This is a genomic window from Bacillus sp. USDA818B3_A, from assembly GCF_009928415.1.
Classification (GTDB): domain Bacteria; phylum Bacillota; class Bacilli; order Bacillales; family Cytobacillaceae; genus Neobacillus.
On sequence record NZ_JAABNN010000005.1, the window covers coordinates 227264 to 247660 of the forward strand.

The window sequence follows — 20397 nt, forward strand, 5'->3', positions numbered from 1 at the left end:
GTACCCTGTTACCAGCTGCGGAATTTAGCAGGCGGTTCATATAAACCATCTGACCATTCCACCAGCTCTTCTACATTTTTAGCAGCAAGCAAGGAACGCTTTGCATCGGTTCTTCTAATCCCAAGATCCTCAGGGAGCGCAATGAGTCCTTCCCTTCTCAACTTATCCGTCTTTCTGATGTCATGTTCAAGCCCAATTGGAGTAACGCCTGCAATGGCTGCAATGGCCTGCCTGCGTTCTTCCATGCTGGTTGCCTTATATAAATAGGCAATCCCTTCTTCAGTCACAATATGTGTGACGTCTTCACCATAAATCATCACAGGTGCCGTTGCGAGATTTGCATCCTTTTTTACATCCAAGGCATCTAATGATTCAACAAACACCGGTTTATTTCCGTTTTGGAAGGTTTCTACCACTTGGACTACCAGCTTTTTCCCACGTGCAAGCGGTTCATTATTCGTTTTCATGTCCAGCCATGCCTCGGAAGAATGTCTCCTGCCGCCTGGGTCATGCCCCATATTTGGTGCCCCGCCGAACCCTGCAAGCCGTCCGCGGGTAACTGTGGAAGAATTTCCGAAAGCGTCGATTTGCAGACTTGAACCTACAAACAAATCAACAGCATATTGTCCTGCCAGCTGGCATAATGTCCGGTTGGAGCGTAAACTTCCATCATGGCCTGTGAAAAATATATCCCTTCTTGCGGCCACATATTTTTCCATGCCCACTTCCCCGCCAAAGCAATGGACGCTCTCTACCCAGCCGCTTTCAATGGCGGGAATCAATGTAGGATGAGGATTTAACGCCCAGTGTTTGCAGATTTTCCCTTTAAGCCCAAGCTTTTCTCCATATGTAGGTAGTAACAACTCCACAGCAGCTGTATTATAGCCAATTCCATGATTCAACGACTTCACCTGATGCTTTTCATATATCCCTCGAATTATCATCATTGCTTGAAGCACCTGAATATCAGTAATATGGCGCGGATCACGGGTAAAAAGAGGCTCAAGCTGATACGGCTTGTCAGCCACTACGACATAATCAATCCATGAACCAGGTATGTCAACACGCGGAAGTTCATCCACTAGTTCATTCACCTGCGCTATGACAATCCCATCACGAAAAGCAGCTGCTTCAACCAAGGTTGGAGTTTCTTCTGTGTTCGGTCCAGTGTATAAATTACCAGCCGCATCGGCTTTGTCAGCAGCAACCAGCGCAACGGATGGAATCAAATCGATAAACAACCTTCCATACAGCTCGATATAAGTATGGATCTCACCCATTGTAAGTTTCCCATCCTCCAGCATTTGTGCAATCCGAAGACTTTGCGGGCCGGCATAAGAAAAGTCTACTTTTTTAGCAATACCATATTCAAACAGATCCAAATGCTCAGGCCGGGAGATACTCGACATAATCATATGCAAATCATATAATTTTCCCGGGTCTGCCTTGGCAAGGGCTGTCGACAGGAAGGATGCCTGCTTCTGATTGTTTCCCTCCAAAACAACGCGGTCACCAGGCTCGATTAAGGTTTCAAGCGCCTGAACAATTTTGTTCGTAGGAATAATCCGGCTGCTTGTTATGTCTTTCATTTTCTCCATTCTCTTCTCTTTTGCCTCTAATCGTTTTGTCCAAGAGTGTTTCTTAATTGCCTGCATATCCTGCTATCCCCTTTCTCCTATCAATCTTTTATACTTAAGAATGTTCAGAACAGAAACGCCTAGCCAAAACCAAACAATTTCCAAACCCGTTTTCATCCACAGAAAGAGAACGTGCACCCGGCAATGCTTTTTTAGATAAGCTGCTAAGAACATTCCCTGGCGGCATTTCAATAAAGAGCCTTGTACCGTGTTCACAAAGGATGGAAGAAATATTATGCCACATAACTGGATGGGAAACGTTAAAGGCAAGATCCTCCCTAATCTGATCCGGCGATCTTAAAAGCCTTGCCGTTCGGTTACAGGCATATGGAATGACTGGCTGGCTGAATGTAATTTTTGATAATTCCTGATGTAAAGATTTAGAAACTGCGTCTAATAAGGAGCAATGGGACGGTATGTTCACATTTAGAAGTTCCGCTGTTCTTGCCCCACTAGTTGAGGCACGGTCAATGACCTTGTTCAGAGCAGTAATAGAACCTGCAATGACAATTTGATCCGGAGCATTAATATTTGCGGTGTAAATAGGTTCTGTCTCTGTAAAACAAGAATTTACAAGTTCTTTTACAGTCTGTTCATTCAATCCTGTAATGACACCCATTCCGTATCCGCTGGGAAAGGCCTGTTCCATTAGCTGCCCTCTTAGCTTGATCATTTTTAAAGCATCAGCAAACCCAATGGCCTTACAGGCAACGGCTGCACCATAAGCACCTGCCGAATGGCCTGCCACAATATGGGGGTAGATTCCTTCTGCTTCAAAGACTTTTAAGATTGCAACTGAGGAAACTAGCAAACAGATTTGAACAGATACGGTCGATGTCAAAGTTTTATTGGAATGAAAATTGCAAACGCTTTCTCCGAGTACCTCTGTAGCTTCTTGCAGGACAGCTTCAACTGCTGGATGTTCAGGCAGTTCTTTTAGCATATTCGGCTTTTGAGAACCTTGGCCAGGAAATAAGAATGCGAGCTTCACCAACTTTCACCACCTTGTTTGAAAAATCAACTAGTCTATTAATCATGTAAAAACTTATTTATTTTGGGAAGCTAGCTTTTTCTTCATACTTGAAATGACATCCTCGTTATGACGCTTTAAGAGATTCGCTGCTTCCTTGATGTTTTCTTCTCTCAAAAATTCGATTAACATTTGATGCTCTTTTATAGACTTTTCAATATTCCCATCGTTTGCAAACGAGAGGCTTTGAATTCTTAGCAGTGGCCATCCTAGCCTTGAATACATCGTTTTAATCGTCTCACTTTTACTCATTTCCACGAGTACCATATGGAAAGAGTGATTTAGTTGGGTATATTGATGAACCGAGGTCTCATCATTCATTTCTTTTAAAATATCAGCCATCTTCTGTAATTCCACTTGGTCTACTCCATTTCGGCCAATGCGTTCAATCGCCATCATTTCAAGCATGTTACGTATTTCAAGAAGATCATAGATCTCATTTTCTGTATAATCTTTGACCACGGCCCCTTTTCTTGGAATTCTTTCCACGAGACCTTCAATGGAAAGTAGATAAATAGCCTCCCTAACAGGAGCGCGGCTGGTTCCATACTCTTCTGCATAAATATGTTCAATCAGTTTTTCTCCAGGGGCTAGTTCCCCCTTAATAATTTGATCTGTAATATGTTCAGCAATATGATTGGATAAGGCATTTTGAGTCAATTTATTCGTTTTCATGACGAGGTCTCCTTTAATAGATTTTAAAATAGTCGACTGTCGATTTCATTATAGCTCCTATGTTATTAGATTTCAATATATTTAGAAAATTTAAAAAATGGTTGACATTTTATTTTCTTACGATTTATTATGGGTTTTAGGAATACAGTCGACTGTTGATTCTTTTGTTTTGCAAACGCTTTCCTTTATTTCGAATTTCTTCTTAGTACAGACATACGTTTCATTGTTCTGTTCGCTTTCAGTTTTATGCCTTTTGTTCGAAAGAAAAAATTGAAAAGGAGAAATTGCATGATTATTTTTGGGGTCGCAATATTATCGATCTGCTTTTTATCAGGGGTGTTTTTTGGAGATCTTTTAGGTCACATCCTTGGAATTGATGCAAATGTCGGCGGTGTTGGCTTTGCTATGCTTATGCTGATTCTACTTGTGGAATATTTAAAAAAGAAAGATAAGCTAAACAAACAAACGCAAGAAGGTCTATCTTTTTGGAGTGGAATGTACATTCCAATCGTTATTGCCATGTCAGCACAGCAAAATGTAGTTGCGGCCCTAGATGGAGGATTCTTGGCTATTATCGCCGGAGTGGCTGTAGTGGTGATTAGCTGGGCGGTCGTTCCTCTTTTAAGTAAGGGCGGCAAGGCAGATATTCTTGAAATCGATGTGAATGGAGGCGAGCAGGGTGTTAGAAATATTAGGTAATGTTCTTAAAAATAATGGATTCATTGTTGCTTTTGCCATTGTCGGATTAACTATGTATCTCTCTTATTTTCTCTCTAATAAATTAACAAAGGGCCGCATCCATGGTTCTGCGATTGCCATTACCCTTGGGCTTGTCCTCGCTTACATCGGGGGAGCCGTTACCGGAGGAGAAAAAGGTTTATCAGACATTACTCTCTTTTCTGGCATCGGGCTAATGGGCGGCGGAATGCTCAGGGACTTTGCGATCGTTGCTACCGCCTTTGGGGCAAACTTTAGCGAAATCAAGAAAGCTGGTGTAAACGGGGTCCTATCCTTATTTATTGGTGTTGTCCTCTCTTTTGTCGTTGGTGTTATTATTGCACTTGCCTTTGGATACAGAGATGCCATTAGCTTAACGACTATTGGTGCCGGGACGGCTACATACATTGTAGGACCAGTAACAGGATCTGCCATTGGTGCAAGTTCCGAAGTAATCACTCTTAGCATCGCCGCAGGACTGGTAAAGTCCATCTTGACCATGATTGGCACACCATTTATTGCAAAATATATTGGATTAAATAATCCGCGGACTGCCATGGTATACGGCGGTATGATGGGAACTACGAGTGGAGTAGCAGGAGGATTAGCCGCAACCGATCCAAAACTTGTTCCATATGGGGCGGTAACCGCTACATTTTATACTGGCCTAGGGTGCCTGCTTGCCCCATCTGTTCTATTCTTAATAACAAAAGCTATTTTTGCATAACCTTTATCCTTCATAAAATTATTTCATACTTTCATAATAAACGAACATAGGACTTCAAATAAAAAGTATCGTTCCCAAGCAATCTTAGTATTTCTGTACTTTACAGGACTAAGATTGCTTATTTTTTTATATCCTTCTAAAAAATATATAAATCCTCTATCACTTTATAACTACAATTAGAAATGGCAAAATAATAAATGAGACAAGTGTTGTCCAAAGAATACACTTAGATACAATTGTAGGTGATGCATTAAATTTTTCCGCAAGAATGCCGGCATTTACGGCTACAGGCATACACGCTAAAATAAACAGAACCGATTGCAAGATGCCTTTTATTTGCAAGATTGATAGGCAAAGCAAAGCAACTGCAGGGGAAATCAACAAACGAACAGTCATCCCTGTCCAAAAGGCGGGTTGAGATTTCCAATCGAACTTCGCGACTTTGACACTTGCAATTTGCGCCCCTAAAATCGCCATGACAACTGGAGAGTAAGCATCAGCAATCATGGACACCCCTTTCGCCACTCCGCCAGGTAAGGGAAGATCTAAGCTTCGAAGGACAAGTGCTAGAATCGCGGCATAAATAGCTGGAAGGGTAAACACCGATCGCACCGCGTTTTTTATCGAAAAATGCGAGCGTGCCGCAAAATAAACGCCAATGGTATTGACGATGACCATTTGAATGACAACATAAACAGATGCTTTTTCGAGCCCTAATTTTCCGAACGCAAGTAAAACTAGCGGAAGCCCATAGTTGACACTGTTTGTAAAGGAGGACACTAATACGAGAGCTGCCTTATCGTTAGCCGGAAAATGAAGCGGCTTACTTACGCTTGTTGCAATCACCCAGAGCATGACAAGGTTAAGCAAGGAAAAAGCAAGCGTTTGAAAGATATCATGATGTGAAACACGGGCAGTCATTAAGGTATCTAATATCATAGCCGGGCTTAAATAATATAATGTAAGGGTTAACAATGGCTTGGTGTCAATCCGTGCAAATCGGCCAAGGAGAAACCCGGCAATAACCGGTATCGACAGCGGAACCATCACTTGAAAAAGGGTTGAAATCACAGTCTGAATCAAATCAATAAACATCCTCTCTACTCTATTATTCTCATGCTATCATTTGCTTAATGAGAATGTCTATTTTAAAATTTTCTGTGATTGATTGACTCCAATATCCAAGTGACAACTCCCTGTTCACTGCCTGATAGATATAATTGTCTGCCGCCTCTAATTTGGGATTAACACTTGAAGATGATGTTTAAGAACGTTAATATGACTAGGTGTCTTGGTATACACTTCACCATCCATATCTGCATCCTGTTTTTCTTGTGTATGAATGGTGATTGATTTTCCTGAATAATGGTCCATTTCCTGGATTATTTCATTATTAAGTATCGTAATATCTGTCGTAAAAAGTTCTTTCAACAACGTCATGTTTGTATGTTTGATGATAAAAACATCTGCTAGTCCATCATTATAACTGATTGCTTGAAATGGCAGCTTCCTTGTTCCTATGTAATTCCCATTGATAGCAATAATTAATAGCGCCTCTCCTTCCTTTCTCTCCCCATCTATATCTAGTACATAATGAAATGGATCCATATCTTTCATTGTACGAATGGCGCTTAACATATAACTAATCTTTCCGAGATGATGTTTTTCCGTTTGTCTAATGTTATTGGAGGTTTCGGCAATCAACCCTGTGCCCCAAAAGTTTAGACAGTAATGGTCATCTACTTTGAGTATATCCACTGGCATACTTTTACCATGAATGATTTGTTCTGCAGCAGTTGCGATATCCTGGTCAACCATTAAGGACCTTGAAAAATCATTGCAGGTACCAGCAGGCAGGATCCCAATCATCGGGCGATGATCCAGGTTGGACAATCCGTTGATACATTCATGGACCGTACCATCTCCACCCAGGATAATGACCAAATCAATTTCCGATCCATATTGCTCACAAATCTCTTTTGCATGGTTGATTCTTTGGGTTGGCATAATCATTAAATTTGATATATGAGAGGACAGAATGGGGACTGAAAGCCCAAGTGCCTGTTTCATGTCTTTTTTTCCGGCATTACCGTTATAAATTAATAGTGCTCGTTCGAAACGCATACCAATCACTTCCTTATTACAATCTTTTAAGTTATATACCCTTTCATTTTGGATCCTTCACTTCCAATTTCTACTAATCAAAAATTCTAGTAACAACCTTATGTTTCTAATTTTGATGAAGGGGTAAATGTACGGTATTAGGAAAATTTATACTTGGAGGTAAACCTATGACAAATAAAAGAGATAACCAAACGGACCGTGATCAATATTTCAAGGAGCGCGCTGGGACCGATGAGGCAAGATTTCATGTCGTTCCACATGACGAGGATCGCTGGGCAGTGAAGGTTGAGGGTGAAGAGGAACCAGCCTATACAGCTGATTCAAAGAATGAGGCCGTAAAAGAAGCAAAACGTATGGCAGAAGAAGCCAAAACAATGGCCTATATTCATGATGATGATGGAAAAATTGAACGGCAGCATAATTACATGGAATCTTAATTGTAAAGAGAAGTGAACATGATAAGATTAGGTAATATTTGAAATAGCAAGGTTTTTACCCTTGCTATTTTTTCTTATATGACCAATGCCTCTGATTGCGAATGATGAAGTTTGCAAACCATTTCTGCCTTCTCCGTATCAATTTTGTGAAGGGATGAAAATTCATAGGCGGAGAATTTCCTGCTAATGTATATAGGGGAGGCTTAAGAAGCGGATATAAGCGGAAATATTCCGATTAACTGCTCTAAATAAGGCTAAATCAAGAGATTTGGAGCATATTAACGGAAAAACTCCCCTTATTATTAAGGAAATATGGGTATTTCCCAATTTAGCCGGAAATTTACCGTTTATTTTTCACATGCAGTGAATTCAACAAATATTTTAAAAAAAGCCCTGAATAAGCCGACTTTACCGACATAATGCAGGGCGTGAAAGATATCTTTAATTGTATTCTCGTACCATTTCAATAAAATATTTCATGATTCGAGTGTCTTCTGTTAGTTCTGGATGAAAAGAGCAACCTAAAAATTGACCTTCGCGAGCTAGAACAATGCGATCCTCATGCTTGGCGAGAATTTCAACATTTTCACCTGCCGCCACGATATGCGGGGCCCGAATAAACACAGCGGGAATGTCGTCCCCTATTCCTCGAGTGGACAATTCTACTTCAAAACTATCCACTTGGCGTCCAAAGGAATTCCGTTCAACCACGACATCCATTAATCCCAAATGCGGCGTGTCAGAGCCGGCGATTTCTTTTGCCAATAAAATCAGACCTGCACATGTTCCAAACATCGGAATTCCATTAAGGGCTAAATCACGAATGGGCTCAAGCAGTTCATAACGGTCTAGCAGTTTACGCATGGTTGTACTCTCCCCGCCAGGTAATACTAGTCCATTAAGTTCATTTAGGTTTTCAACTGATTTAACCGGAATGGCCTCACAGCCAAGCTCTTCAATTTGTCTTATATGCTCTCTGGCTGCACCTTGTAAGGCAAGTATCCCAATTTTCAGCATATTACCAACCACGTTCCTGCATACGTTCACTTGCATTTAGCGTTGCAATATCAATACCTTTCATCGGTGTACCCAGCTCTTTTGAAATTTCAGCAATTAGTTTATAGTCTTGATAATGCGTTGTTGCCTCTACAATGGCACGTGCGAATTTTTCTGGGTTATCAGACTTGAAAATACCTGATCCTACAAATACACCATCTGCTCCAAGTTCCATCATTAAAGCGGCATCTGCAGGTGTTGCCACCCCACCAGCAGCAAAATTTACAACTGGTAAGCGCCCTAATTTTTTGATTTCTAATAATAATTCAAATGGTGCACCTAAAATTTTCGCTTCTGTCATTAATTCATCTGCGCTCATACCAACAACACGTCTTACCTGTGAATTAACTTTACGAATATGACGAACAGCTTCGACAATATTTCCAGTTCCCGGTTCACCTTTCGTACGTAACATGGAAGCTCCTTCTCCAATACGACGAGCAGCTTCCCCTAAATCGCGGCATCCACATACAAAAGGTACGGTGTAGTCGCTTTTTAATAAATGGAATTCCTCATCAGCAGGTGTTAATACTTCACTTTCATCTATGTAATCAACGCCCATTGATTCTAAAACACGTGCTTCGACAATATGGCCAATACGTGCTTTTGCCATTACTGGAATGGTTACTGCGTTCAACACTTCCTCTACAATCCGAGGATCTGCCATACGAGCTACACCACCAGCTTTTCGAATATCGGATGGTACCCGCTCTAAAGCCATAACAGCAACTGCACCTGCAGCCTCTGCTATTTTTGCCTGCTCGGCATTAATGACGTCCATAATCACGCCGCCTTTTTGCATTTCCGCCATACCGCGTTTTACTCTATCTGTTCCTACCTGTTTCATCAATAAACCCTCCATTTCTTTAATGATTACTAGTATAATAGAAATTGACTTTGTGAAAAGGTTCAATTTTTAAAAAAATTATGTGGTCAGATGGAGGGATTGCAGATGGACATGCTGATGTTTACATTGGATAAAAATACAAAAAAACCCTTGTATGAACAGCTTTATTTCGGAATCAAAGACGCCATTATCCATAAACAAATTGAAGTTGGAACTAAATTGCCTTCCAAAAAAAAATTAGCCGACTTTTTAAATATCAGCCAAACCACCATTGAAATTGCCTATGCACAGCTGATGGCGGAAGGCTATGTTGGTTCGAAACCACGGATAGGATTCTTTGTAGAAGAGTTTGATGAATTACCTTATATTGAAAAAGAGCCGTTAACCATGCCTATTGATATAGCAAAGGATAAAACCTATCAATTTGACTTTCACCCAGGAAAAATTGATACCGATTCATTCCCGTTTTCAATCTGGCGAAAATATGCGAAAAACTTATATGATCAAGGTTCAAAAGAGTTGTTGCAAATTGGGGACCCGCAAGGAGAATTCGCATTAAGAGCAGAAATTTCGAATTATCTTTATCAATCTAGAGGGATTTGCTGCAAGCCTGAACAGATTGTCATCGGCTCAGGAACGGAACAACTGCTGCCTATGATCCTGCGATTATTGGGAGAGGATTCAAAATTTGCCCTTGAAAATCCCGGCTATTCGGCCATCCCAAGAATCCAATTGCAAAATAGAGCCGTGCCCATTCCGATTGATGATGATGGTTTAGTAGTGGATAAGCTTGAAAGGACCAATGCCAATATTGTTTACATTACACCTTCCCACCAATTCCCTACAGGTGCGGTTCTATCAGCAACAAGAAGGACCCAGCTATTAAACTGGGCGGCAAAAGATGAAAATCGCTATATTATTGAAGACGATTACGATAGTGAGTTCCGCTATAAAGGAAAACCCATTCCCGCTTTACAAGGTATGGACCAAAATCATAAAGTTATTTATCTCAGCACGTTTACCAAATCGCTAATGCCTTCACTGCGTGTTGCTTATTTTGTATTGCCGCTGCCATTGCTGTCAAAGTACAAACAGACTTTAAGTTTTTACTCCGCCACCGTACCAAGATTTGATCAACATCTTCTAGCTAACTTTATGAGAGATGGCTATTTTTCCAAACACTTAAACCGGATGCGGAAAATTTATCGAAAAAAACATGAAAAATTAACCGAGGTATTTGAAACGTATTATCCGCATGTCTCCATCACCGGTGACAAAGCCGGAATGCACATTTTAATTTCAGTCCCACTGAATAAAAGTGAAAATGAGTTAAAAGAGATGGCGGAAAGAAACAAGATTGCCATTTATCCGGTAAGCGATTATCTATTAAGCCCCATTGAATGGAAATCTCCAACATTTCTATTGGGCTTTGGCGGGATTCCATTGCAACAAATGGAAGATGGGATCCACAAATTAATGAAATGCTGGGGAATTTCAAAATCAGTATGATCTGTTATCTAATATTCACCAAAAAAGGTCACTATCACTTAAGGAATCTTCTTTTACCATTTCTAATTTATTCGTTACTTCAAAAAAAGGAGAAGCAGCCTCGACTTTAAAGTAAGTCATGGATGTTTCTCCTTTTTTAAAAACTAGTTAAATACTAACAATTAGCCTGTTATAAATATTATTTTTTACCAAGCTCCCATTTTTCCGCTTTTACCTTTGTTTGTCCTCCAAGAGAAAAAAAGCGGATTCCTCTGCTTTCTTTGCCAGGAAATATTCTCCCAGTGAAAACCTTCTCCCCATTGTTTACAAAGATTTCAACTGAAGAAACGTCAACAAAGACTCGGAACGATATGGCTTCAGATTCCGTACTGCATTTCCTAATCGAACCAAACTCCTCACCGAACGCCTGCCCGGAGTGGGTACGGTCGAAAATAACTTTTTTCTCATCAGCGTGATATTTAATCACTGTTTTTTCATTTGCTCCAACACGGATCTCAATACCAAATTCCTCAGCTGTACTTGAGGAGAATTCTGCTAATAGTTCGTAAATATCCCCCTCAAAGTCTTCGAAAGTTATTGATTCATTATTCAATAGTTTATTAGCTTCTATTTTCCCTTCACGAAGCAATTCAAGTTCAGCTACTGGTTTTTGAAGAATCTTGCCCTCCTTAATAGATAACTCTCTTGGCAGGGTTAAACAATGAGCCCATCCTTCGGAATCAGTAGGATATTCAATTTCGGGCAATCCCATCCAGCCAACAAGAATACGTCTTCCGTCAGGGGATAAAGTGGTTTGCGGAGCATAGAAATCAAACCCAGCATCCAGTTCTTGAAAATCACCATGTTCAAAAGTACCCGTTAAGGTATCTAAAGGATTACCAATAAAAAATCCCGTTTGATAAATGTTTTGATAAGCATCACCTTTAGGCTCGAGCCCCTGGGGACTAAATAAAAGAACTCCCTGATTTTGCAACTCAAAGTAATCTGGACATTCCCACATAAAACCAAAATCTTTTTCTTTTGTTATGACCTCTCCAATCCACGTCCACTGTGTTAAATCACTCGATTGGTAAAGAAGTGCACAACCCGTCAAATTTCTTCGTTGTGCCCCAACAATCATAAAAAACTTATCATCCGCCTTCCAAACCTTTGGATCTCTAAATTGGTCCGTGTATCCTTCTGGCTGCCGTTTAATAATTGGTTCAGGCTGTTTGATAATTCTTCCTGATTCATCCATGATCGCTAAACATTGAGAAGCATGACGATTCCATTGTTCATCACGTTTATTTCCCGTGTAGAACAGATAAAGAAGTTGATTATGTACAAACCCGCTTCCAGAATATACCCCGTGACTTTCATAACCAAACTCAGGTTTTAACGCGACCCCTTTATTTTCCCAGTTTATCAGGTCGGCGGATTCTGTCTGGAACCAATGCTTCATCCCGTGAACAGCTCCAAAAGGGAACCATTGATAAAACAAATAATAACGTCCGTTATACCAGACAAATCCATTAGGATCATTTAACAGTCCATATTTCGGTTGAATGTGATATTTTTGCCGCCATAAACTGTCCGATACTGATGCTTCCAGCCTTTTTCGTTCTTCTTCAGTCATACTGTCATATGTTCGATAACGTTCTTCTACTGTCCATGCCATGCTGCTTTTCCTCCAAAACTAATTTTATGAAAAATACGAGCTGCTAAGTGCAACTCGTATAAACCGTATAAAATTCATCAAAATAGTACCAATCAGCTGGCTCTACTTTTACTCTGATCCTGGTCATCTTCCATAACTGCTTTTGGTACCGCAAAAAGGTATGTGATAATAAAGGCAGCAACAAAAATCAATATTGACACTACAACGTACACAGCAAGCTGGTTCCACTCATAAATGTACATTAAAGGAGAAAGGACGACAGCCAAGCCATATGAATTAGCTTTAATATTCAAGAACGAAAGAATCGCACCCCCGACCGCTGAACAAGCAATCATCACATAAAGTGGTTTCATACTGTATCTCATAACGACACCAAACAAGGCTGGTTCACTAACACCAAGTAATTGGGTTAGAGTTGCACTCATCCCAGTTACTTTTACCGTTTTCTTTTTTGCTTTTAAGGTAATCCCTAAACAAACCCCTGCATTGGAAAATCCATACATCGCACATAGAGTAATAAGTGGATTAAACCCAGTGTTGGCAAGCAAGGTTGTTTCAATTGCAATAAACAAATGGTGCATTCCCGTCATGACCGCTAATGGATAAAGGAAACCAATTAACAATCCCCCAATGCCAAGAGGAGCACTAATAAGTTTAGTAATAACCGTTACTAACCCTGCTTCTACAAAATGTAGCAAAGGACCGATGATGAGTAAACCAGTAATCATCATCGTTAATAAAACAAAGAAAGGAGTAAAAATTAAATCTAACGCATTCGGCATGATGGCCCGGAGCTTTTTCTCAAGTTTCGCACCGAGAATACCAACCACCAGTGCTGTCAATACTTTACCTTGATAACCCACTACCGGAATAAAACCAAAAGCCATTAATGGTTCTACCCCACTATTGACATCTGCTACCGCATAAGCATTTGGAAGAGCAGGAGAAACGAGCATTAATCCAAGGACAAAACCGATTATAGGCATACCGCCAAAATTCCTAAATGCAGACCAACAAATTAAAGCTGGTAAAAAGGCAAACGCAGTGTCTGTTAGTACAGATGTAAGGGTCTTTAAATTTTCAGGAATATCATTTGCACTCATATCCATTAAACCTAAGAAGGCGTCACTGAACAATACACCCTTTAAACCAAGAAATAAGCCTGTAGCTGCAATAATTGGGATAATAGGGATAAAGATATCTGCTAATGTCCGGACAGCCCTTCTTATTCCCTTTTCCTTACTGGCAGAAGAAGCTTTCTTATTGGGATGCTCATCCATCTGATCAGGTTGGTTCCCTCTTAGCGCGGCATAAACTTTATTTACTGTCCCCGTACCCAAAATAATCTGGTATTGACCAGCATTATAAAAAACGCCCTTGACTTCATCGATTCTCTCAATCGCTTCATCATCAATTTTTTCACGATTCTTTACGGAAATGCGCAATCTCGTGGCACAATGAGTATACGATTCAATATTATCCATACCGATAACTTTAACTATCTCATTTCCTATACGTTCATATTTATTTTCGCTCATGCTAGTTCGCTTCCTTCTTTAAGAGTACTAGTGCCTGATATGGCTTTAATGTATATTCTTGCTCTGTTATCGCAGCGTCTTCTTCTTTGTAGTTATTAAGGAGGACATCGTATGGATAAAGTTCCAATTCAACGTTCTCTGGTTCAGTTGAAAAGTTGAAATAACAAACAACTTCTTCCATGTTAAAATTTCGTTTATAAGCTATAATGGTTGGATGTTCTTCTAATATAGGTTTAATCTCTCCATAAATAAGAGATTCAGTTGATTGTCTAACTTGAATCATTTTTTTATAAAAATTGAGAATGGAATTTGGGTCTTGTTCTTGTTGTTCTACATTAATCGTTTTGTAATTTTCATTCATCCCCAGCCATGGTTTGACTTTTGAAAATCCGCCATATTCCTGCGCATTCCAATGGAAAGGTGTTCTAGAATTATCACGGCTTCGCAGGTTTATAAAGTGCAATGCTTCTTCTGCACTAAAGCCTTCCTCCATTGATCGATAGTACTGATCAATACTTGAAATATCGTCAAATTCCTCAATGCTTTTTCGTTTAAAATTTGTCATTCCAATTTCCTGGCCTTGGTAGATAAAAGGTGTCCCTCTTAAATTGAAATACATAGCACCCAGCATGGTCGCTGAATAGAAATTTCGATCCGCTTCTTCTTTTATATACTTGCTTATGGAACGATTCTGGTCATGATTCTCTATAAAATTGGCTCCCCAGCCGACTTTTTGGATTTCATTTTGACTAGTAAAGATTAATTTCTTTAAATCCAAGACATTCCATTCAACCCTCTTAAACCACTCACTGCCAGATGCAACATCAAGATCTGCGTATTTAAAATCAAATATCATGGAAAAATATCCTTTGTCCCCAATATAATCACCGTATTGTTCATACGGAACGCCTGGGGCTTCACCGATAGTTACACAATGATATTTAGAGAAGGTTTCTTTATTTAACTCATGTAAGAAAACTTCAATTCCGGGACGATTCCGCGTTTTCCTTGTACATTTGCCTAGCCCGTCTACCCCATCAGCAGGGATGTTATCATAGCTTTGATCTTTTTTAATAAATGTAATAGCATCTACTCTAAATCCAGCAATCCCTTTTTCCAGCCAGTAATTGACCATTTTATATAACTCTTCGCGAACTTCCCTGTTTTCCCAATTTAAGTCAGGCTGTTTCACATGAAAAGAATGAAAATAATACTCTTCCGTACCTTTCAAGGGTTCCCATACACTCCCGCCAAAAACTGAGCGCCAATTTGTAGGTGGCTGACCGTTATTTCCTTGCTTTAAAATGTAGTAATCCCTATATTTACTGTCCTTTGGATTATTCAATAAGTCCTGGAACCATGGATGTTCATCGGATGTATGATTGATGACCAAGTCAAGGACAACCTTTATCCCTTTTTCCTTTGCCTTATCTATTAATTCATCAAGATCTTTCATGTCCCCGAACTCTGGGTTTAATTGATAATAATCAGAAATATCATATCCATTATCAGCCATCGGAGATTGATAGATTGGACATACCCATATCATTGTAATCCCAAGTGACTGTAGATAATCCAATTTTTGGGTGATTCCTCTTATATCCCCTATTCCGTCATTATTGGAGTCATTAAAACTCTTTGGATAGATTTGATAAATTACTTCTTTTTGCCACCATTTTTTCTCCATGTTGCCCTCCTGTTGTAAATGAGTCCCTCGATTCATTTATATGGTATCGATTCCATACTCATTAAAAAAAATAATCGCTATAATAATAGCTTAAAATTATAACCCACTTAAAATATTTTTATGGTATCGATTCCACATCATCATAATAAACTTTGGGAACCGGTTCTATTTTTATTATATTTACTGTTCTTTAACCTGTCAACGCTTTCTTGTTTGCAAATATCATACAATCTCTTCCAACGATTTACCTAATAACATAAAAAAGTGAAATCGATACCAGACTTCACTTTTAAACATGAGACTACGCTTACGTCGATTGGCGGACAATTAAATCAATTGGCAGCTCATACGTTTTTATCTGCATTTTAGGATTTTCTAACAAATCAATCATAACCTGTACGGACTTTTCCCCCATCTGGTCCATAGGCTGACGGATCGTCGTCAGTTTCGGATCCAAAATTTCTGCAATTGGTTGGTCATCAAAACCAACAACAGCAAGATCTTGAGGAATGGATAGACTATGCTCCTTTGCTTCAATGATGATTCCTGCAGCTACCTCATCACTTCCTGTAAATATGGCCGTTGGACGGTCATCCATCTCAAGAATTTGCTTCAACACTCTTTTTCCATCTTCAATCGTATGTTGGTCCACAAAGATCCATCTTGGATTAATCTTTATTTTTGCTTCCTGCATGGCATTTTGGAATCCAAGATTGCGGTCTCTCCCTCTCCCATGCGCATCGAATAATCCACCCGTACAATAAGCGATTCTTTGATGACCCTTTTCAACTAAGTGTTTTATTCCTAGATAAGCCCCTCTTATCTGGTCCAAACGGATCATCGGAGCCACTTCCTGATTGACGTAATCATTGCACAGCAAGATGGTACCATATTTTGTATACTGTTCTATAATTTTCCAATCATTTTCAATTGAGGTCATGATGATCCCATCTACCTGCTTGTTTTTTAACAGATTTAAAAAGGCCAGTTCCTTTTCTTTGTCCTCATTACTTTGAGCTATTAACACCTGATATCCTTTTTGGTAGGCTGCATTTTCGATAGAATTCACGAGATAGGAAAAGAAAGGATTAACGATTCTTGGGACAATGACCCCTATGGTTGTAGTTAGCTGGCCTCTTAGTCTCCTGGCGGTAGGGTTTGGTGTATAGCCCAGCTCTTCCATTGCCTTTAAAACCAATTCCCTTTTCTCATCGGAAACATATGGATGATTATTTATAACCCTTGATACGGTCGTTTTGGATTGTCCCGATAACTTTGCAACATCTGAAATTGTAGCCATTTACTAATTAAACCACCTTATCAATTACATTGTTCATTATTAAAATAAGTTTACTTGACCAAAGCCCTTAATGCAATCGATTCCATATAGAAATTGATTTTCGTCTTGTATGCTATTATAGTTTTGGTATATGAATTTTTTAAAACTAAAGCATTGTTAGTTCTACAAGATGGGTAGAAAAAAAGACCAACGCATTTACGTTGACCCCTTTTTACTATCCTTTTTTTATTTTTAACATCGAATTGGCATTTGTTTGAAATTCATATGGTACTTTCAGTTCTTCAACTGTACAACTACTGTCAGCCAGGTAACTTATTAATTTATCTAAATGCTCATATCTTTTTCCCTCTAAATCAATTAACGGGAAAATACGAACTTCCTCTTTCGTAACTCTCAATAATTCATTTAGCGTATCGACATGAAATTGGTAATCTAATCTATCGGCATACATAAATAGAAAATGTGCAGAGAGAAGAATATCAAATTCTGCATTCTTAAACGGCAAAGAAGGTAAAGTGGCAGGGATGTATCTTTCATTGGATTCCCTCATATCGTTAGCACAATCTTGTAAGGCACTTAAACGATGTTTTCTAAGACCTTCTATATCATTGAAATAATCCCATTTATAATTGTTTTGGGCTTTTTGCATATGCTCCATTGCGTGTTCAATATCCTGGAGACCTTTATTTTTTAGGTCTTCATCCGAATGGTAATAGGCAATATCACAAGCTGTTACATCTAAACCCAATTTGTTACCAACAGCAGTAAATGAACAAGCTCCTGCTGGACAATCGAGTATTTTCTTTCCTCGCAGTTCTTCTTCTGAAAGCGAGAACATGTCCATATACTCTTCAAAGGTCCTACCAATAAAAATAATTCGTTCTAAATCTAACTTTGTACTCTGCTCAACTCTACTCAACTAAACTCACCTCTCTAAAAGATTACATTCATATTATCATGACAAATTGGTAATGTTAACCTTTTTTTGCTTTTCTTATTTCACCAACCTGCGGTTTAGTTGAATAAACTATCCTTTTATTTTAACATAAATAACCAATTATCTAGATGTTGATTTAGTTAGTTGTTTCCACTGTTCTCTGTTTCGCTTGTTCCATAAGGGTTTTGGATTCCATTTCTGAGACTTGTTTAACCTTCTTGATAAACAAGGAAAGTAATAATCCGATAATACCAATTCCAATGATGACAAGGTACGCGTCATTAATCCCTTGTATGGTCGATTCCTTTATCAACTGTGACTGGGTCAAGCCCTTAGCAGCTGCCGTAGGAATCATATCCTGAAGATGTGTTTTCGTCCTGTCTGACATAACCGTTACTAGTAGTGAAGTACCGACGGCACCAGCCACTTGCCGAATCGTATTGCTTATAGCGGTTCCGTGTGCATTTAGACTCTGTGGCAGCTGATTCAAACCAGCTGTCTGCAAAGGCATCATCATCAAGGCCATCCCAATCCTACGCCCTGTGGACATGAGTACCAAATAGGTATAACTTGTAGAATCTGTTAGGTTCGTAAAGCCCAACGTTGTGACAATGGTAATAATCATTCCAATCACCGTCAGCCACTTCGCGCCAAAACGATCGAACAGCTTGCCGGTTATTGGCATAAGGAAGCCCATGACCAGCGCACCCGGCAGAAGGAGAAGGCCGGATTCTATGGCTGTGTAACCGCGGACGTTTTGAAGGTATAGCGGAAGCAGCATCATATCCGCATACATTACCATCGTAACCGCGATATTAATAATGGTCGTTAGAGAGAACATGTTGTATTTGAATGCACGTAAGTCGAGCAAAGGATTGTGCGTCTTCAACATCCTCCATGAAAAGAGTGCAAGCGATATGACACCAACAGCAATCGTACTAAGTACTTCAATGTCTGACCATCCTAGACTTCCTGCCCGGCTGAAACCATAGAGTAATGCGCCGAATCCAATGGTTGAGAGGATAACACTCAGGATATCGAGCTTTGTCTTGATTGGTTCGGATACATTTCGAAGATAAATGAACCCCAATACAATAACAATGACAGCAAATGGAATCATACCATAAAACATCGTTTCCCATTTGTAGTTTTCGATAATATAGCCGGCAATGGTAGGCCCAATAGCTGGGGCAAAAATAATCGCAAGTCCGACCATCCCCATCGCCGCTCCTCTTTTATTAGGAGGGAAGATGGTCAGAATCACATTCGTAAGCAGCGGCATGATAATTCCTGCTCCAGCCGCCTGTATCATACGGCCGGTTAATAATAATGAAAATCCGTCTGCCAAGCTTGAAACGATGGTTCCCGCTAAAAAGATAAACATGGAAGCTTGAAAAAGCTGCCTCGTTGTAAACCGCTGCATAAAGTAAGCGGTAATGGGAATTAAGACACCATTAACAAGCATGTATCCTGTTGTTAACCACTGTGCTGTTGCAGCTGTGATATTAAATTCAACCATTAGTTCAGGCGTTGCGACGCTCATGAGTGTTTGGTTTAATGTTGCAATGAAAGCACCTAAAATCATAATGAACATAATAGGTCCTTTTTTTATCGAGTTTGTGACAGTTTTATGAGTATTCGTCAAATCTCTCCGATCCTTTCTCCTTTGAATGTAGACTTTTTTTACAATGTGTTTAATAATTAACATTGTATAAATTACTTTATAATGAGATCTTGGTTATGACAACAGACAATTTCTCAGGAAGTGTAAATTAGTTTACGTTTAGTTTATTTATGTTTAGGAGTTTGAAAATAATAGACAGAACTGAGATTTTTGTAAATTACCAAATAAAAGGAAGGGAGAATATACATGACGGATAATGTAAAGCACCGAGTAGATCCTCGAATCATTCGTACCCGCCAATTGATTAAGGATGCCTTAATTGATTTGCTGCAGGAGATGGAAATCAACAAAATAACGGTTAATCGGATTGCCGAACGCGCAACGATTAACCGTGTGACATTTTATCTCCATTACGATGACATTCAAGATATGCTAGAGAAAATGGCCCAAGAAATGGCAGAGGATATTGAGTCTATTTTAAAGAGTACGGAAACTAATCAAAATCCCTTAAATGATATTAATTGGTTAAAGCTGCTCACCCTGCTTGAGCATATTGCCGAGAATGCTAAATTCTATAAAGTGGTTCTTGGTTCTAGACGAACTCCAATTTTTACGGAGCGATTGTTAACGATCATTACTGAAACCATAACTGAAAGTATAGATAGTAATTCGCTCGCTTCTAAAGGCATTCAAAAGGATATTGCTATTTGGCATGGTTCTTCGGCTCTAATCGGTACGATTTCAGCGTGGCTGCGTAAGGATATGCCCTATACACCGCAATTTCTTGCCAAGCAGATGTCCTTACTTTTTCAATCAGGTAAGAAATAAAGGATTTACACAATAAAAGGTCTGTACTTCTGTGCATTAAAAATACCCTTTAGGGGGAAATTTAAAA

Annotated in this window: 18 protein-coding genes; 5 read left to right on the forward strand and 13 right to left on the reverse strand. The window is 39.5% G+C overall.

Features of this window, described 5'->3' with window-relative positions:
* Nucleotides 1-8: 8 nt before the first annotated feature.
* The 3 genes from mdcA to GXK58_RS12320 are packed head-to-tail and all read right to left on the reverse strand — an operon-like array spanning nt 9 to nt 3342.
* Nucleotides 9-1655, reverse strand: a complete 1647-nt coding sequence (gene mdcA / locus GXK58_RS12310) for a malonate decarboxylase subunit alpha (protein ID WP_160723207.1) — start codon at nt 1653-1655, stop codon at nt 9-11.
* A 37-nt stretch (nt 1656-1692) separates the two neighbouring features.
* Nucleotides 1693-2628, reverse strand: coding sequence for a malonate decarboxylase subunit epsilon (gene mdcH / locus GXK58_RS12315; protein WP_160723356.1), 936 nt, complete (start codon nt 2626-2628; stop codon nt 1693-1695).
* Between the two features lie 54 nt (nt 2629-2682).
* The gene (locus GXK58_RS12320; protein ID WP_160723209.1) at nt 2683-3342 is read right to left on the reverse strand and encodes a GntR family transcriptional regulator; all 660 of its coding nucleotides are present in this window, start codon (nt 3340-3342) and stop codon (nt 2683-2685) included.
* 288 nt (nt 3343-3630) lie between these two features.
* Between GXK58_RS12320 and madL the strand changes: the two genes are divergently transcribed.
* Nucleotides 3631-4041, forward strand: coding sequence for a malonate transporter subunit MadL (madL, locus tag GXK58_RS12325; protein WP_160723211.1), 411 nt, complete (start codon nt 3631-3633; stop codon nt 4039-4041).
* Nucleotides 4022-4786 carry a malonate transporter subunit MadM gene (gene madM, locus GXK58_RS12330; protein WP_202171348.1) on the forward strand — a complete coding sequence of 255 codons (765 nt, stop codon included), beginning with the start codon at nt 4022-4024 and terminating at the stop codon, nt 4784-4786. The genes madL and madM overlap by 20 nt, the downstream gene beginning before the upstream one ends.
* Nucleotides 4787-4945: 159 nt before the next feature.
* On the opposite strand, the gene GXK58_RS12335 is transcribed toward madM, so the two are convergent.
* On the reverse strand, nt 4946-5869 hold the full coding sequence (locus tag GXK58_RS12335) for an AEC family transporter (RefSeq protein WP_160723215.1): 924 nt from the start codon (nt 5867-5869) through the stop codon (nt 4946-4948).
* A gap of 150 nt (nt 5870-6019) precedes the next feature.
* Nucleotides 6020-6910: a diacylglycerol/lipid kinase family protein gene (locus GXK58_RS12340; protein ID WP_160723217.1), complete on the reverse strand. Its 891-nt coding sequence runs from the start codon at nt 6908-6910 to the stop codon at nt 6020-6022.
* Between the two features lie 167 nt (nt 6911-7077).
* On the opposite strand from GXK58_RS12340, the gene GXK58_RS12345 reads away from it, so the two are divergent.
* Nucleotides 7078-7347, forward strand: a complete 270-nt coding sequence (locus tag GXK58_RS12345) for a DUF2188 domain-containing protein (protein ID WP_160723219.1) — start codon at nt 7078-7080, stop codon at nt 7345-7347.
* Between the two features lie 441 nt (nt 7348-7788).
* On the opposite strand, the gene pdxT is transcribed toward GXK58_RS12345, so the two are convergent.
* Together pdxT and pdxS are read right to left on the reverse strand one after the other, a co-directional pair.
* A complete protein-coding gene (gene pdxT / locus GXK58_RS12350; RefSeq protein ID WP_160723221.1) occupies nt 7789-8364 on the reverse strand; it encodes a pyridoxal 5'-phosphate synthase glutaminase subunit PdxT in 576 nt (191 codons plus the stop codon).
* 1 nt (nt 8365) lies between these two features.
* Nucleotides 8366-9250 (reverse strand): pyridoxal 5'-phosphate synthase lyase subunit PdxS, encoded by an 885-nt coding sequence (gene pdxS, locus GXK58_RS12355; RefSeq protein ID WP_160723223.1) that lies wholly within the window; start codon nt 9248-9250, stop codon nt 8366-8368.
* 105 nt (nt 9251-9355) lie between these two features.
* Here pdxS and pdxR point away from each other — a divergent pair, with 105 nt between their 5' ends.
* Entirely contained in the window at nt 9356-10759 is a 1404-nt protein-coding gene (pdxR, locus tag GXK58_RS12360; protein WP_202171349.1) for a MocR-like pyridoxine biosynthesis transcription factor PdxR, read from the forward strand.
* Nucleotides 10760-10937: 178 nt separating this feature from the next.
* Here the strand turns inward: pdxR and GXK58_RS12365 are convergent, their stop codons facing one another.
* The 6 genes from GXK58_RS12365 to GXK58_RS12390 form a co-directional block, all read right to left on the reverse strand.
* Nucleotides 10938-12416, reverse strand: coding sequence for a glycoside hydrolase family 32 protein (locus GXK58_RS12365; protein ID WP_160723225.1), 1479 nt, complete (start codon nt 12414-12416; stop codon nt 10938-10940).
* Between the two features lie 92 nt (nt 12417-12508).
* Nucleotides 12509-13954 carry a PTS transporter subunit EIIC gene (locus tag GXK58_RS12370; protein ID WP_160723227.1) on the reverse strand — a complete coding sequence of 482 codons (1446 nt, stop codon included), beginning with the start codon at nt 13952-13954 and terminating at the stop codon, nt 12509-12511.
* 1 nt (nt 13955) lies between these two features.
* On the reverse strand, nt 13956-15641 hold the full coding sequence (locus tag GXK58_RS12375; RefSeq protein WP_160723229.1) for a glycoside hydrolase family 13 protein: 1686 nt from the start codon (nt 15639-15641) through the stop codon (nt 13956-13958).
* A 307-nt stretch (nt 15642-15948) separates the two neighbouring features.
* Entirely contained in the window at nt 15949-16941 is a 993-nt protein-coding gene (locus tag GXK58_RS12380; RefSeq protein ID WP_160723231.1) for a LacI family DNA-binding transcriptional regulator, read from the reverse strand.
* Between the two features lie 214 nt (nt 16942-17155).
* Entirely contained in the window at nt 17156-17860 is a 705-nt protein-coding gene (locus tag GXK58_RS12385) for an SAM-dependent methyltransferase (RefSeq protein ID WP_160723233.1), read from the reverse strand.
* Between the two features lie 154 nt (nt 17861-18014).
* The gene (locus tag GXK58_RS12390) at nt 18015-19472 is read right to left on the reverse strand and encodes a DHA2 family efflux MFS transporter permease subunit (RefSeq protein ID WP_237389647.1); all 1458 of its coding nucleotides are present in this window, start codon (nt 19470-19472) and stop codon (nt 18015-18017) included.
* Between the two features lie 276 nt (nt 19473-19748).
* Between GXK58_RS12390 and GXK58_RS12395 the strand changes: the two genes are divergently transcribed.
* On the forward strand, nt 19749-20330 hold the full coding sequence (locus tag GXK58_RS12395; protein WP_160723236.1) for a TetR/AcrR family transcriptional regulator: 582 nt from the start codon (nt 19749-19751) through the stop codon (nt 20328-20330).
* Nucleotides 20331-20397 lie beyond the last annotated feature (67 nt).

Coding starts and splice junctions, on each gene's coding strand:
- pdxT (WP_160723221.1), bottom strand. CDS start 8,364: ATGCTGAAAATTGGGATACTTGCCTTACAAGGTGCAGCCAGAGAGCAT.
- madL (WP_160723211.1), top strand. CDS start 3,631: ATGATTATTTTTGGGGTCGCAATATTATCGATCTGCTTTTTATCAGGG.
- GXK58_RS12375 (WP_160723229.1), bottom strand. CDS start 15,641: ATGGAGAAAAAATGGTGGCAAAAAGAAGTAATTTATCAAATCTATCCA.
- GXK58_RS12340 (WP_160723217.1), bottom strand. CDS start 6,910: ATGCGTTTCGAACGAGCACTATTAATTTATAACGGTAATGCCGGAAAA.
- GXK58_RS12390 (WP_237389647.1), bottom strand. CDS start 19,472: ATGTTCATTATGATTTTAGGTGCTTTCATTGCAACATTAAACCAAACA.
- GXK58_RS12370 (WP_160723227.1), bottom strand. CDS start 13,954: ATGAGCGAAAATAAATATGAACGTATAGGAAATGAGATAGTTAAAGTT.
- GXK58_RS12320 (WP_160723209.1), bottom strand. CDS start 3,342: ATGAAAACGAATAAATTGACTCAAAATGCCTTATCCAATCATATTGCT.
- GXK58_RS12380 (WP_160723231.1), bottom strand. CDS start 16,941: ATGGCTACAATTTCAGATGTTGCAAAGTTATCGGGACAATCCAAAACG.
- pdxS (WP_160723223.1), bottom strand. CDS start 9,250: ATGAAACAGGTAGGAACAGATAGAGTAAAACGCGGTATGGCGGAAATG.
- mdcA (WP_160723207.1), bottom strand. CDS start 1,655: ATGCAGGCAATTAAGAAACACTCTTGGACAAAACGATTAGAGGCAAAA.
- GXK58_RS12365 (WP_160723225.1), bottom strand. CDS start 12,416: ATGGCATGGACAGTAGAAGAACGTTATCGAACATATGACAGTATGACT.
- pdxR (WP_202171349.1), top strand. CDS start 9,356: ATGGACATGCTGATGTTTACATTGGATAAAAATACAAAAAAACCCTTG.
- GXK58_RS12395 (WP_160723236.1), top strand. CDS start 19,749: ATGACGGATAATGTAAAGCACCGAGTAGATCCTCGAATCATTCGTACC.
- GXK58_RS12345 (WP_160723219.1), top strand. CDS start 7,078: ATGACAAATAAAAGAGATAACCAAACGGACCGTGATCAATATTTCAAG.